The organism is Prochlorococcus marinus XMU1406 (genome assembly GCF_017696055.1).
GTDB classification, from domain to species: Bacteria; Cyanobacteriota; Cyanobacteriia; order PCC-6307; family Cyanobiaceae; genus Prochlorococcus_A; species Prochlorococcus_A marinus_W.
On record NZ_JAAORG010000003.1, the window covers coordinates 12,569 to 25,816 of the forward strand.

23 protein-coding genes and 1 pseudogene are annotated in these 13,248 nt (G+C 30.3%); 10 read left to right on the forward strand and 14 right to left on the reverse strand.

The window, feature by feature from the left end:
• Positions 1 to 73 precede the first annotated feature (73 nt).
• The 6 genes from HA149_RS06360 to HA149_RS06375 form a co-directional block, all read right to left on the reverse strand.
• Positions 74 to 364 carry a hypothetical protein gene (locus tag HA149_RS06360; protein WP_209114107.1) on the reverse strand — a complete coding sequence of 97 codons (291 nt, stop codon included), beginning with the start codon at positions 362 to 364 and terminating at the stop codon, positions 74 to 76.
• A gap of 219 nt (positions 365 to 583) precedes the next feature.
• Complete coding sequence (locus HA149_RS09595; protein WP_280634147.1) at positions 584 to 715, reverse strand: hypothetical protein; 132 nt, start codon at positions 713 to 715, stop codon at positions 584 to 586.
• Positions 716 to 905: 190 nt separating this feature from the next.
• On the reverse strand, positions 906 to 1,181 hold the full coding sequence (locus HA149_RS06365; protein WP_209114109.1) for a hypothetical protein: 276 nt from the start codon (positions 1,179 to 1,181) through the stop codon (positions 906 to 908).
• Positions 1,182 to 1,547: 366 nt separating this feature from the next.
• Complete coding sequence (locus HA149_RS09600; RefSeq protein WP_280634149.1) at positions 1,548 to 1,682, reverse strand: hypothetical protein; 135 nt, start codon at positions 1,680 to 1,682, stop codon at positions 1,548 to 1,550.
• 182 nt (positions 1,683 to 1,864) lie between these two features.
• Positions 1,865 to 2,107 (reverse strand): hypothetical protein, encoded by a 243-nt coding sequence (locus tag HA149_RS06370; protein ID WP_432421770.1) that lies wholly within the window; start codon positions 2,105 to 2,107, stop codon positions 1,865 to 1,867.
• Positions 2,083 to 2,313, reverse strand: a complete 231-nt coding sequence (locus HA149_RS06375) for a hypothetical protein (protein WP_209114111.1) — start codon at positions 2,311 to 2,313, stop codon at positions 2,083 to 2,085. The genes HA149_RS06370 and HA149_RS06375 overlap by 25 nt, the downstream gene beginning before the upstream one ends.
• An 81-nt stretch (positions 2,314 to 2,394) precedes the next feature.
• Here HA149_RS06375 and HA149_RS06380 point away from each other — a divergent pair, with 81 nt between their 5' ends.
• Positions 2,395 to 2,592 (forward strand): hypothetical protein, encoded by a 198-nt coding sequence (locus tag HA149_RS06380; protein ID WP_209114113.1) that lies wholly within the window; start codon positions 2,395 to 2,397, stop codon positions 2,590 to 2,592.
• A 240-nt stretch (positions 2,593 to 2,832) separates the two neighbouring features.
• Here the strand turns inward: HA149_RS06380 and HA149_RS06385 are convergent, their stop codons facing one another.
• The 4 genes and pseudogenes from HA149_RS06385 to HA149_RS06400 form a co-directional block, all read right to left on the reverse strand.
• Positions 2,833 to 4,137 (reverse strand): NRAMP family divalent metal transporter, encoded by a 1,305-nt coding sequence (locus tag HA149_RS06385; protein ID WP_209114115.1) that lies wholly within the window; start codon positions 4,135 to 4,137, stop codon positions 2,833 to 2,835.
• Between the two features lie 369 nt (positions 4,138 to 4,506).
• Entirely contained in the window at positions 4,507 to 4,863 is a 357-nt protein-coding gene (locus HA149_RS06390; protein ID WP_209114117.1) for a hypothetical protein, read from the reverse strand.
• A 78-nt stretch (positions 4,864 to 4,941) separates the two neighbouring features.
• Complete coding sequence (locus tag HA149_RS06395) at positions 4,942 to 5,241, reverse strand: hypothetical protein (RefSeq protein WP_209114119.1); 300 nt, start codon at positions 5,239 to 5,241, stop codon at positions 4,942 to 4,944.
• Between the two features lie 15 nt (positions 5,242 to 5,256).
• A pseudogene (locus HA149_RS06400) lies at positions 5,257 to 5,538 on the reverse strand (DUF3764 family protein).
• 134 nt (positions 5,539 to 5,672) lie between these two features.
• Here HA149_RS06400 and HA149_RS06405 point away from each other — a divergent pair.
• Positions 5,673 to 7,016 carry a sodium-dependent transporter gene (locus HA149_RS06405; RefSeq protein WP_209114121.1) on the forward strand — a complete coding sequence of 448 codons (1,344 nt, stop codon included), beginning with the start codon at positions 5,673 to 5,675 and terminating at the stop codon, positions 7,014 to 7,016.
• Between the two features lie 150 nt (positions 7,017 to 7,166).
• Complete coding sequence (locus HA149_RS06410; RefSeq protein ID WP_209114122.1) at positions 7,167 to 8,870, forward strand: protein adenylyltransferase SelO family protein; 1,704 nt, start codon at positions 7,167 to 7,169, stop codon at positions 8,868 to 8,870.
• A gap of 42 nt (positions 8,871 to 8,912) precedes the next feature.
• Here HA149_RS06410 and HA149_RS06415 read toward each other — a convergent pair whose 3' ends face one another.
• The 3 genes from HA149_RS06415 to HA149_RS06425 form a co-directional block, all read right to left on the reverse strand.
• Positions 8,913 to 9,335: a cupin domain-containing protein gene (locus HA149_RS06415; protein WP_209114125.1), complete on the reverse strand. Its 423-nt coding sequence runs from the start codon at positions 9,333 to 9,335 to the stop codon at positions 8,913 to 8,915.
• Positions 9,336 to 9,388: 53 nt separating this feature from the next.
• Complete coding sequence (locus HA149_RS06420; RefSeq protein ID WP_187151046.1) at positions 9,389 to 9,550, reverse strand: hypothetical protein; 162 nt, start codon at positions 9,548 to 9,550, stop codon at positions 9,389 to 9,391.
• A 74-nt stretch (positions 9,551 to 9,624) separates the two neighbouring features.
• On the reverse strand, positions 9,625 to 9,807 hold the full coding sequence (locus HA149_RS06425) for a hypothetical protein (protein ID WP_209114127.1): 183 nt from the start codon (positions 9,805 to 9,807) through the stop codon (positions 9,625 to 9,627).
• A gap of 149 nt (positions 9,808 to 9,956) precedes the next feature.
• Between HA149_RS06425 and HA149_RS06430 the strand changes: the two genes are divergently transcribed.
• The 5 genes from HA149_RS06430 (at position 9,957) to HA149_RS06450 (ending at position 12,267) form a co-directional block, all read left to right on the forward strand.
• Entirely contained in the window at positions 9,957 to 10,226 is a 270-nt protein-coding gene (locus HA149_RS06430; RefSeq protein WP_209114129.1) for a DUF1651 domain-containing protein, read from the forward strand.
• 455 nt (positions 10,227 to 10,681) lie between these two features.
• A complete protein-coding gene (locus tag HA149_RS06435) occupies positions 10,682 to 10,819 on the forward strand; it encodes a hypothetical protein (RefSeq protein WP_209114131.1) in 138 nt (45 codons plus the stop codon).
• Between the two features lie 114 nt (positions 10,820 to 10,933).
• On the forward strand, positions 10,934 to 11,224 hold the full coding sequence (locus tag HA149_RS06440; protein ID WP_025893452.1) for a hypothetical protein: 291 nt from the start codon (positions 10,934 to 10,936) through the stop codon (positions 11,222 to 11,224).
• Positions 11,225 to 11,236: 12 nt separating this feature from the next.
• A complete protein-coding gene (locus HA149_RS06445) occupies positions 11,237 to 11,533 on the forward strand; it encodes a heat-labile enterotoxin alpha chain (protein ID WP_209114133.1) in 297 nt (98 codons plus the stop codon).
• Entirely contained in the window at positions 11,530 to 12,267 is a 738-nt protein-coding gene (locus HA149_RS06450; protein WP_209114135.1) for a type 1 glutamine amidotransferase, read from the forward strand. Before HA149_RS06445 ends, HA149_RS06450 begins: the two co-directional genes overlap by 4 nt.
• Positions 12,268 to 12,335: 68 nt before the next feature.
• Here HA149_RS06450 and HA149_RS06455 read toward each other — a convergent pair whose 3' ends face one another.
• Positions 12,336 to 12,464 (reverse strand): high light inducible protein, encoded by a 129-nt coding sequence (locus HA149_RS06455; protein ID WP_011863249.1) that lies wholly within the window; start codon positions 12,462 to 12,464, stop codon positions 12,336 to 12,338.
• A 304-nt stretch (positions 12,465 to 12,768) separates the two neighbouring features.
• Here HA149_RS06455 and HA149_RS06460 point away from each other — a divergent pair, with 304 nt between their 5' ends.
• Both HA149_RS06460 and HA149_RS06465 read left to right on the forward strand, forming a co-directional pair.
• Positions 12,769 to 12,975, forward strand: a complete 207-nt coding sequence (locus HA149_RS06460; RefSeq protein ID WP_011376777.1) for a high light inducible protein — start codon at positions 12,769 to 12,771, stop codon at positions 12,973 to 12,975.
• The gene (locus tag HA149_RS06465; RefSeq protein ID WP_209114137.1) at positions 12,975 to 13,235 is read left to right on the forward strand and encodes a chlorophyll a/b-binding protein; all 261 of its coding nucleotides are present in this window, start codon (positions 12,975 to 12,977) and stop codon (positions 13,233 to 13,235) included. The genes HA149_RS06460 and HA149_RS06465 overlap by 1 nt, the downstream gene beginning before the upstream one ends.
• The last annotated feature ends 13 nt before the right edge of the window (positions 13,236 to 13,248 follow it).

The window sequence follows — 13,248 nt, forward strand, 5'->3', positions numbered from 1 at the left end:
CTGATTGAAACTTGATACTCTTTACTTATCTCTATGTTCAGGATAAATCTTTTCTGAGTCGATAAAAATTTTCTTACTTAGCTATACCTATTTTCTTAAGCAATTTCAGGTAAGGCAAGGCCCAATTACCAAAGGTAAAAGAAATTGTTGTATTTTTTGTATTTGGTAATAATGTTTTAGAACGAATAGAGGCTAATTTAGAGAATTTCTTAATAGTCTCTGCTTCTAGATTATCCATATACAATTTTTTTTGAACACCTCGATCTTTCTTCTGTGGCAAATAATTTTCTATAAACCATAAGACCTGATCTAACTTTGATTTATTGGTTGAGTTATTAAATTTGTTATATTTCTTTTTAAACATCTTTATTTACCTTTTTATTCCTAAATTAAATTTGCCATTTATATATTTTTAAATCAATAGTAAAAGCATCAAAATAATTTTCTTTTAATAATCGAGAATTGGCAAAAGAAATATATTTTATTTCTTGATTAAAAAAAGAGGAATTAATCCCTCTTTTTTTAATCAGTTCCAAATAAGAATTTAAATTTTTTAGTCTTTCAATTTCATTCCTTTTTGTGTTTACCTGATTCTTTCTTCAAAGACGGATCTTCTGTATGGAATTACTTCTCCATTTTTATTTGCCAAAAGTTGGACTTTGTGAAGCCTATTGGCTCTTTTGATTTTTTCTCTTATTTGTAAGAGGTTATTCATGGTCTTGTGCAGTTAATGAGAATCCTGTTCCCTATTCCCATGACTTGTGTCCAGAATTATAAACTTGGATGAAGGGAAATGAACAATAACACCTCCTAAAAAATAACGCGAGAGTAATTTTTACTAATTATTTTCTCAAAAATAAAGAATATATAAATTGAAAAAAAATATTTTAATTTTAAGTACATTATTAGGATAAGAAAATAGTCTGAGAACCATCATTTTTATTCTGAATAACTATTTTTTTATTTGGGAATATATCTGATAATATTTTCTTCAAATTTGAATTATCTGAAGAAATTTCATTTTCCATATTTTTTGAATTAATTTTCCAATTTTCATCTACGAATAGTTCTTTATCATCACTTTTGTTTATCTCAACTGATGTCTTATTTATAATCTTAAGCAACAATTCGGAATCATAATCTTTAAATTCTTCATTGCTCTCTTTGAAATTCTCAATCATTATTTAAAAATCTAATGTTTCTAAATCTTGCATGAGAAATTTCAAGAATACAAGGTATTAATTACCTAAAAATTTCTTTTAAAATAAAAAATTTGGATGAAATTAAAATATTTTTCTTTAAAGAATTTAATTTCAAAATAGTTAAAGAATGATATTTAAAAAGATTAATTAACCATTTACACCATTTATTTACTTGTTAATTTGCAAATAAGAGATTCAGGAAAAATGGCAAGAATAATTAACAAAAGAATTAGACTTTTTAGATGGTTAAACTCAGGCATGATACTACCATTTATCTTTATGGCTGCATCCTCATCTATTATTCTTTATGGTGTTTTATTTATCCTAATAAAATAGATTTCTAATTTAAGCAGCTAAGTTTTCCTCTGATTCAGACTTAATCATTGCAGCTTTTTTTAATAAACTAACTACTTCTTTTCTTCCAACCGCATTATCAGCTTGGTGCATTATTTCAGCATATTTTTTATTTATGTTTTTCATAAATAGTTTTAATTTTAATCCAAAATTACAGCACAATAAGATGGTGTCAATCGTAAATAAGTCTCATATATTATTTATTTGATTTTTTTTGCAGAATAAAAATTTCTGATTTATTGTCCTTAAAGTTTTTTTAATTGATGATCCAAAAGATTCATAAATATCAAAATTAAGAACCATCATAATTAAGCAATATTAAAAGATTTGAAAACATAAAATAAACCTCCAATTAAGATCAATATTGCAGCTCCATAAAAAAGAAAAGGAATAATTGGATATTTATATAATGTAGACCTAACTTTTTGTTGTATGTCTTTTTTATCAAGTTGAGGCAACTTTATATCTTCAGTTTTTTCTCTAGGCGGAATACCTAAATTTTTTCTTCTCTTTGCCTCTCCCATAATTAATCCTGAGGAATTCCCATACATTTTAAATAATTGTTATCAGCTAAATCTAAAATCTGATTCCATTCTTCATGAGATGTTTCCAAATTATTTTTAAAATCTTTTTCAAATTTAAGAATACATCTTTTTTCTATATTTTCTGGTGAATTATAGTTTCTTAAAAAAGTAAAACTCAAATACGATAATGATGAAAAAACTATAATTACTTTAGCAATTCTAAAAATATTCATATCTTAGATGATATTTCCCTATTAATAAATAAGTTACTTTTTGGTTTTATAATTAAATTAATTTATTTAGAACAATTATAAATGATAAATTCGGTAAATTTTAACCATTTGCCTATTCAAGATTTGGTTGTTTCAGGGTTAATAATCTTTATAATGTCGACGATTATTGCCAATATTTATAACCCATTATTAGCAATACTTTATGCATTTGGAAATATACTTACTCTTACTTTTTTGAGTTGGTTATACCAAGAAACCTGGAGTGATCCAAGCAAATAAAAGCAATTAAGAAAAAAAGATTAATATATATATATTTATATTTATTCTACTTTTGTATTTTTAACTTTGAAGAATACTTTAAATTCACAATGTATGTAGCAACAAGAGAAAGTATTAAGAAAAATAATAAGCTCTCTAAAGTAGATTGAGGCATAACCATAATTAGTAGCAAAAATAATACATTTCTAGAAAAACGAATTCTGAAGAAAAATCAACCCTTTAATTATTTTTATTTTCAAATTAATAAATCCCAATCCCAAAGAATGAATTTGCAATAAATAACAAACTAAATAATGTTAAGAAAATTAATCCTATCCAACTTATTGTTTTTAAAAATATTCCATATCTATTTTTAATTGGGACTAATTTGCTATTTATAGTATCCATTGCCATCCATGCAAATAAAGGTGCGGTTAGAAAACTTCCCGTCATTGCAGCAAATACAAAATCTTTTACCCCTATACCTCCAGACCTTGCAATCAGCAAAGCTATTAATGATGCAAATATATGTACAATCATCCACAGTTGAAATCTATTTCGTTCTGCCTTGGAATCCATATGTCCAAAATCAGTTCCTCTCAATAAACCTTGAATAGCAGAAATACTTCTTGGATATGCATCTAGACAAGTAATTGTGGTACTAAACATTGCGGCAAATGCTGCAGGTATAATGATCCATTTAGCCCAATTGCCAATGGATTTAGTGTAAAGGAGTATTAATTTTTGAGCAAAGGAGACTCCACTTCCGGAAAGCATTCCATCGCCGGTACCATACATTGTTATGGCTCCAAGAGTAAGGAAGAAAATAGCAGTAACAACAGTTATTACGTAACCGAGATTAAAATCAAATTCTGCTTCACTAATATTTGGTTTATAATTTGAATCTTTAGCTCGAGAAAACATCCATAAAGAAGGCCAAACACATAACTCTACTGGACAAGGCATCCATCCCATTAGGGGGATCAAAAAAGCTAAATTTGTTAACTTCCATGGGCTGATTTCTGGTTCAAAAAAACTCATATTTAGAGACTCATTTATTGAACCTTTTAATAAAAGCGATAAAACTGCAAATAATGTTAAAAAAGTTAGGCCAGATACTAAAATTTTTGAAATCCTATCAAGGGCTTTATATTTACCAAGAATTAATATCATTCCAGAAACAATTAGGATTCCTATAGACAAATCCATGGCTGGGAAAGCTGAGAAAAAGGGAATATTAGTTAAAAGGACACCAGAGACAAAACTTACAGCCGCTATTGTGAAAGTACCTGTAATTAGACTAACTATTAGAAATAAAGGAAGATATAAAGAATTCTGCTCTTTGAAACCTTCTAATAATGATTTACCAGTAGATGCTGTAAATCTAGTCCCAACTAACAAGAATGGATATTTTAAAAGATTAGTAAGAAGGATTAGGCCAACTAATGAAAATCCAAACCTTGCACCAGCAGTAGTTGATGACAATAAATGAGAACCCCCAATAGCCGCTCCAGCTAGCAAAATTCCTGGACCTAAACTTTTTTGTATTCCTTTTGTTAAATTCATGTCTTTAATCAAATGATTTAATTTAATTTTTGAGCCCTTCTAAACTTATTTTTTAATACTCTTTTTTTAAACGCAAAATGAGATAATGCGTTAAAAATAAACAGAATAATTAGTAATCCTATTCGAACTTTCATAAGATTTTTCCTTCAAATATGCTTTAATCAGATATTTATTTTGTATTCAACCTCTTTTCTCCATAAGATCCTCAAAAACCTATCTAAAACATCTAATTCCTTTTTATCAAAACTTTTTATTTTCTTTTTATTTTGTTTTTGCATAAATTATTACTTAAGCATTTCAACTTTAAACTGAGCTAAAAAAAACACAATAAGCAAAACTTCTTAAAACTCAAGGTAGTTTGGATTGTTTTTAATTTGATATATATTTTTCTGCCCTTCTTAATGCTTTTATTGCGCCTCTATAATCAAGATTTTTTAATTTTTCCTGACTTTTACGTTCCAACATTTGAACTATTTCATTTATCTTTATTTCATTAATTTTCAGTTTATGATCGAATATAAGATCAAATTTTGAGCAATACAAATTAGATAATTCTTTTCTATATTCTTGAATCATTTTTTCATCACAAAATTTAGATTTCAATATTGCATTAGCTTTAATTTTGTCGTCTAAAGCGCCTTTAAAATTTCCTCGTTTAAATTTATTTTCACTTGATCTAGTTAGCTTAATAAGATTTTCCAATATCACTCGCCCAGAATCTTCCATTTTTTTTGCTGACCTAAAACCAATCCTATCAGCATAAAGAAAAAAAAATTCATTTTTAATAATCAAAAAAATAATTATTTAGCCAATAACAAGTCCTTTTTCAAGAAGTAAATCGAAAACCTCCACACTTTTCGTTTTCCCAAATTGTGGGGGCTTATTTAAATCTAATATTTCAGCAAGGCACATTATCCAATAAGTATCTTTTTTTAAATTAAGACCTTCGCAAATATGAGAGGGAGCAGATTTTAAAAATCCAAATTCTGTTGATATATTAATGTTCATGATTTGAGTTTCAAGTTCCAGACTTAAGAGTTCTATTTCTTGCTCAGAAAGGCATGACCCAAGAGAATATGATTCAATTAAAAGTTGGTAATTCATAAAAAGAATTATTTTTTAAGAAATCCAGCGAGTGATTTTTGTCCCCGCGGAAATATGTCCTGAAGCTTCAACTATAGGTTTTGTTTCAGGATTCATAAAAATATCATATAAAACATTTTCTGGTCCTTGAAAAATTACAGTCGCCCTTTGAGGATCATCTAATGATTTACCAATATAAAATGTTTTAACTCCCATTTCTTTAAACATTGTCTTCTGTTTTTTTGTATTCATATGTGATTCATACTCCTCATAGGTATTACTTAGTTAAAAATCTAAAATAGTCGTTTCAGTATTGATAAGAATAATTAAAGTTTTTTAATTCTAAATCTTTATCAAAAAAATTAATCTAAAAAAATTAGTTTTTATTAAGCAAAGTGTTAACTAATTTTTATTTATGAGTTATAAATCAACTATAAAAAACGATTTTAATTTTGGACTCAAAAATTTCTCAGAGAGAAGAATGGACTAGTAAGCTAGGATTCATTCTCGCAGCTGCTGGTAGTGCAGTAGGTCTAGGCAACCTTTGGGGTTTTGCTTACAGAGCATCTCAAGGTGGAGGTGCGGCGTTTGTACTTTTATATATATTAATCGTTTTAATTGTATGTCTTCCGGTATTTGTTGCTGAAATGGCTCTAGGAAGAAACGCAATGTCAAGCACATTGCTTGCTCCTGTTAAGCTGGCTGGTAAGAATTGGTATCCATTAGGAATTCTTTTCTTCATAGCTCCTCTAGGAATAGCATCATATTATTCAGTGATAATGGGATGGACTGCAGATACCTTGTTCCATTCTTTATTTTTTGGATTACCAAAGAATTTAACTGAAGCAGAAACCTTCTTTGGCTCAATTAGTAGTGGCAGCAGTGTCTTGTTGGGCCACCTATTAAGTCTTGTACTTACAGCAATAATAGTTTCATCAGGCATAAAAAAGGGGATAGAAAAGGTTACTAGATATTTCATGCCAATCCTATTCATAATTATTGTGATTCTTGCTATTTGGGCTACTTCACTTTCAGGTGCATGGGAAGGATATAAAACATTTCTACTTAAGTTTGATTTTAATGAATTGAGAAATCCTCAAACAATAAGAAACGCTTTTACACAAGCATTCTTTTCACTAAGCTTAGGGATTGGAATTATGGTTACCTACGCATCCTATTTAAATAAAAAAAGTAATCTTCCAAAACTAAGTGTTGGAGTTGCATCATTAGATACTTTGGTTGGACTAATGGCTGGATTTATAACTTTCCCAATAGTTTTAACATTCGGTTTAAGTGACGCTATTTCTGAATCCACTGTTGGTGCTTTATTTATCTCAATTCCAACAGGTCTAGGTTCATATGGTGCAGCAGGAAGAATTGTAGCTGTTGCATTTTTTGCACTAGCTTATATCGCAGCCATAACTTCATCTGTTTCATTATTGGAGGTTCCAGTTTCCTCATTAATGGATAAATTCGGCTTTAAAAGAGAAAAATCGGTTTGGTTGATAACTCTTTTCCTATTCTTAACAGGTATCCCTTCTGCATTAAATTTAAATATTCTTGGAACAGTTGATTCGATTTTTGGTGGCGTATTACTGATCTTTGGTGGATTCTTGGTTACTTTCTTTATGGGATGGGTAGTCCCTGGAAAATTTAATGAAGAACTTAGTGATTCAAAAGTTGGAATCAAAACGACACGTTATTTGAAATTCATGACAAGATGGGTTGCGCCCCCAATTATTGGTTTTGGACTATTTATTAGTGTTTTTGATTTGCTAAAAGGCTGGGTAAGTTAGATAATATTTTACGGCGGAACCTTTTTTTAAGTAAATATTAAATTTTAAAAGTAACAGCAGAAACCATCCCTGATAAGAAAATATATAAGATATATCTAGATGTTGAATTTAAAGAAATTACAACGCAATCAAAAATAGATTACAAATTTAATGCCAACCAAGTCTAATTCATTAAAAGAAAAGCTTACGGAAAATTTTTCTGAATTTTCTCAATTATCTGACTATTCTTTTATGAATTGTCTTAAAGCAGATCCTCAATCAACAAAAGATGGAAATGATCATAAGCCGCGTTCAGTTTATTCAGGCCATTACGTACCAGTTCTCCCAACTGCTATTCCAGACCCAGAATATATCTCCCATAGCAAGAAACTTTTTAAAGAATTAGGACTAAGCTCAGATCTTACTAGAGACAAGAATTTTTGTCGTTTTTTCTCAGGTGATATTTCTGTTGCTGATTATCCAATGAGTCCTGTTGGTTGGGCAACAGGTTATGCATTATCAATTTACGGTACTGAATATACCCAACAATGTCCCTTTGGCACCGGCAATGGTTATGGCGATGGCAGAGCAATTTCTGTTTTTGAAGGTTTATTCATTGGGAAAAGAATGGAAATGCAACTTAAAGGAGGAGGTCCCACTCCCTACTGTCGTGGAGCAGATGGTAGAGCTGTCTTAAGGTCTAGCGTACGAGAATTTCTAGCACAGGAATTAATGGATGCCTTGGGAATCCCTACCTCAAGATCTTTAACACTTTATGTCTCACGTTCAGAAATAGTTAGAAGACCGTGGTATTCCAAAGGGTCCAAGTATTTTGAACCTGACATCATGATTGATAATCAAGCGGCTATTACAACGAGGGTCGCTCCATCTTTTTTACGAGTTGGACAGCTTGAACTTTTTGCAAGACGAGTTCGCAATAATGCTCATGATGAAGCTCTTAGTGAACTAAAGATGATAGTTCAACATCTTATTGATAGAAACTATAAAGATGAAATTGAAAATGAGATTTCACTTGAAAGTAAGGTAATAAAACTTTCTTGTTTATATAGATCGAGACTTATATCTCTTGTAACTAACTGGATGCGAGTTGGTTATTGCCAGGGTAATTTCAATAGTGATAATTGTGCTGCTGGAGGTTATACCTTGGACTATGGACCCTTTGGATTCTGCGAATTATTTGATCCAAGATTTCAACCATGGACAGGTGGAGGTGAGCATTTTTCATTTTTTAACCAACCTTCTGCTGCGGGAATCAACTTTAAAACATTTTGTTCCTCTCTTAGTCCGTTACTCTCAAAAAGCAAACATGATTTTGAAAAGCTAGAGCAAATCGAAAAAGACTTTTCTGAATTAATGAATAAGGAATTGATGAAAATGTGGGCAAACAAGCTTGGTTTAGAACATTACAACGAAACTCTAATAAATGAATTTTTTAATCTCATGGTCATTTCAAAAGCAGACTATACAATTTTGTTTCGTAAACTCTCTGAAATACCTGATAACTTAGATTCTTTAATAGACAGTTTCTATTTTCCAATTGATGATGAGCTCAATAATAGGTGGGAAGTATGGCTTGAAAACTGGCAATCAGTCTTGAAGAAAGAGGGAAATATTAAAGCAAAATCGACATCAATGAAATCCCTTAATCCAGTCTATACTTGGCGCGAATGGATGGTCGTTCCCGCATATGAAGAAGCTGAAAAAGGAAATTACAAAAAAATAAAAGAGTTACAGGATGTCTTTAGCAATCCATATATAGAACAACCCTCAGAAATAGATCAAAAATATAATCGACTAAAGCCAAGCCAGTATTTTAACTATGGAGGCGTATCTCACTACAGCTGTTCTTCATAAAAGTTTAATCTTCATACTGATAGAACAACTTTGAGAAAAATCTTATTTATTTATGGCCGTAGGCATTCCAACTACTGATACAACTCCCACATGAAGTATGGCCGGCTTCTTTCCAACATTTTTCACATAGTGGGGGCCCCCATTATTACTCTCTATAAATGCATCACCCGCTTTAAAGAAATTAATTTCTTCACCCCTCACATGCTTTAATCTTCCTCTGGTGACATGAATCAACATTGGGGAAGGATGAGTATGAATTGGAGTTTTCAAGCCAACTGGAATTTTTACTTTTAAGAGTCTTAATTCAGGCTTACCCTCGAGATAATTAAAATTTTTACCACTTAGTCCTTTTGAACTTTGAATAATAGTTATAACTTCAACCTTTTCTTCAGCTAGAGAAGGTTGGAGTAAAGCTAAAGTCCCAATAAAAAGGAAGCAAAATGGAATAAATTTTCTTAATTTCATTAGATATTTGAGTTTCACTAATAATAGATAGTTTGCAAAAATAATAAACTAATTTATTTTTTGTATAACTTTTCTAATTGCTTAATTTCCTCTCTTAAATCCTTACCTCTATTATTTAATTTATTATTCTTAATAACTATAGGGATAATCCACCAGGCTTGAAGACCTAAAAAGATAAATACTAGGATCAATAATTCAAAAGTACCAGGCTGCATTTGATAAATAACCCTTCTTTGTTAATAACTTTATTCTAAAAGTTATTAAACATTCATGAGATATTCAAATTTTTCTAGGCTGCCTCTAATTCAATGTTAAGTTCAATTCCCTTTGAAATGATTGCTTTTTTAAATTCAATAAGTTTGGAAATTATTCTTTGCTTCTCAGGATCAGTTTTATGGATATCATCTACAACTTCCTGCATTGCAAGTGTTACTTTTTGTAGTTTGATTTCTAGATCTTCCCTGTAATTCATAAGCTTAAAGAAATTATCTTATTTATTAAAAAACAAAATAATTATTAGTAAATAAGTACTTAACCTTAAAAGGATTGACAGCAAAACAAGGAGGATATAATTTATAGTACAAATGTATTAATCATCAACCAGTCAATTAAAGGTAAAGTATGGAGCCTAAGTACTCATTTGGTAGTAGCACGAGCAAACCTAACGGATGCCTACTAAATCCCGAAGGCAGCAGAATTATCTTTTTCGAAGAATGCAAAAATACTCCTAAACCTAATTTAAAAATTCATACTCATCTTTTCTACACAAATCACCTTGGAGAACCTGGAGGGTACAAATCCTCTGAAAAACTCAACATAGATTCAGCCTGGGAAAAGTGGCACGAACTTCACCAAAAAGGATGGACAGAAGTATCTCATAATTACGGATAAGTGATCCGGCCAAGAAAAAGCCTTTATGTTTTATGAGCTTAAGAGTTTCCTAAAATATGGAATTCGGTGTCAAAATAAATAATCAATATTTATTGACAATTTTATATGAGGAAACTTTAAATTGTCTAAAATCTCATAAGAATAAAAGAATAAAAATTATTATGCAATATTATTTAAATGATAAAAAATTAAATAAGATTGAAAAGCAAAAGGCGGAGAATGATGGTCTGAAAATTTTCAATCCCATTCATGAATAGCTATAAATTAAATCAGGGTTTGATGACAATGTAATCGTAGATACCAACAGCTTTTTTATTAATTGATTATAAATAAAAACACGAGTTAACCCGTTCCAATTTGTTGACTCTGAGGTTTTAACCGTTGATTCCTTATCTACTACTAGTTGTGACTCGCTAGTTGAAAGATTCAAAAACGGTATTTAAATACTCTAAATCATGGAAAAAAAAATCTCAAAGAAATACGCAGATCTTTTAATACAGGCTAACAATACAACTGGCAGAAAAGAAGCTTTGTCATTAATCAAACAAGCAACAAAATTAAAAACCAAACTTGATCAATACGAAATGATGTAGTTTCTTAACTATCTATAGGCGATTCAAGATGAGGTACAAACTAGTTCCTTTTTTTTTTATCTTGCTATACAAATACTAAGAGATGATTTAACTTCTTCTGTTTCAATAAAATTTGTGGAATTAACTGAGCTAATTAAGGATTACGTTGCTACAGAATTATTATCAAGTATTGAAATTGATTTTCTCGAAGGAGAATTATGGGAAACTACTCAACATATCGCAGAAATAAATACAGTTATCAAAGCTCCAAAAAATATATGCAAGAAATTAGGACTAGATGAAAAATCTTGTTGGCAATTATGTTGTGCAGCCGTTCTTGACTCCTCAAGACCATTAAAAAATGGACAAAATAGAGTTGATGATTTTAAAAAATTAATTAATCGATATGAAATTAGCTACATATAAAATAAAGACTCAATGATACGTTTACTTATTGCATCAATTCTTTTTTTTTCCCCATTAGGAGGTTTTGCTGATGAAAAGCAAAGAGAAATTGAGAATGAAGCTATAAATCTTGTTATTAAAAAATATGGAAAAGGCTTAGAAAATAGATTAAAAGGAACGGGAGTAACTCCTAGTTATCGAAGTTGGTATGAAAATGATTGTTTCGTAAGTATTGCAGCAGGTACATACCAAGAAGATACTTGGTCGGCAATGAAGTGGTTTAGCGTTAATGTCTGTTCTGAATCAGCTGAAATAATGGAAAGTGAATGAAGGGAATAAGACGCGTATTAGTTTTGCAGCATTTAGAAATAGAGGGGCCAGGTCTTTTTGAACAATTTGCTAAAGAAAGAGATTTGAAAATCGAAATTATTCGTTTAGATAATAAAAATGCTCTGCCGCAAACAAAAAAAGGCGACTTGATTTTAATTATGGGTGGACCAATGGGAGTTAAAGATATTGGTAGCGAAAGATATCCCTGGCTCAAGTTAGAAAGAGATTTTATAAAAAAAGAATTAGAAAATGAAAGACCTATAATCGGTGTTTGCTTAGGGGCTCAGTTGCTTGCGAGTGCTGCTGGAGGAGATGTAGAAATTCTTAAATATGGATCACCTCCAAAAGCATTACCAGAAATTGGATGGTCTCAAATTTTTATTAATAATTCAAATAAAGACTTTAAAGCACTGTTTGAAGACCCTTTTCATGTACTGCATTGGCATGGAGATAGGATTTTATTACCTAATAAAGCATTACTCATTGCTAGTAGTGCACGTTGTAAGGAACAGTTTTTTAGGATTGGTAATTTTGCTTACGGATTACAATTCCATATCGAGACAACGGGAGGAATGATAAATAAGTGGATTAAAGAAGATAAAGAATTTGTCTTTAAAGGATTAGGCTCAAATGGTCAGGAAATTTTAAAAGAAGAGAATAAAAAATATATTGATAAAACTTTTTTTAAAAGAAAGCTTCTAATAAGTAAATTATTTGAATTATTAGATAATTAAAAAGAGAATACTCATACAGTAAAAAAGGGCTTGATAAAGCCCTGAAAAAAATTTAAAAAGGATTTCTACTAGAAAATTCCTGGAAGAATTTGACCAGTAAAATAATAAGCTCCTACAAGAGCAAACATTCCAAGCATTGCGGCTTTACCATTAAGCTTTTCAGCTTTTTCGGTCATGATTTTTTTTGCGAATTCCATAATAAAGTGAAATATAATATATCTAAAAACTAATTATTAAGATTTCAGAATGATGTAGTTTTTTCTACCAAATTGATATCTTTCTAAGGATTAAAAAAAAAATACTTAATTAACTAATTGAACTCTTAATAGAGCGCCAGCCAATCTGTAAAGCGTAGCAAGCCTAAAAAACAACTATTTAAAAGTTTATGTCACGGTTATGCTACATTTATGTAGTAAATATCTTGAAAATAACTTAATTTCCGCCCAATACTTTACATTTGTTAATAGTAGTGTTACATTAATTAACAATTACATAACTTCAATGGCTAATTCAAACGTTACTACTGAATCAGGCGGCAGACAGAACATGTTCCCAACTGAAACACGTCCTTACATAGATGAGTCTGTTTCATACGATAGCTACCCACAAAATGCAGAAAAAGTTAATGGTCGTTGGGCAATGATTGGCCTTGTTGCATTAGTTGGTGCCTATGTTTCAACTGGACAAATTATTCCTGGCATTTTTTAATGAGTCCACTTTCAGGTTTTTTAGCCGTAATTGTATTCTTTACAGCCACTCTCGTTGCTTATCTAACCAAGCAATTTCAAAATGAAAATTTAAACTATTTATCTTCTAATCAAATGAAAAACACAAACACAAAAGTCAAAACAATCGAAAAAGAAAAAGTTGTTGCTGAAACTCTCAACGGCAGATTCGCAATGCTTGGATTAATTGCCGCTGTTGGAGCATACCTAACAACAGGTCAAATAATTCCTGGTTTCGTTTAAAAACTTACTATTT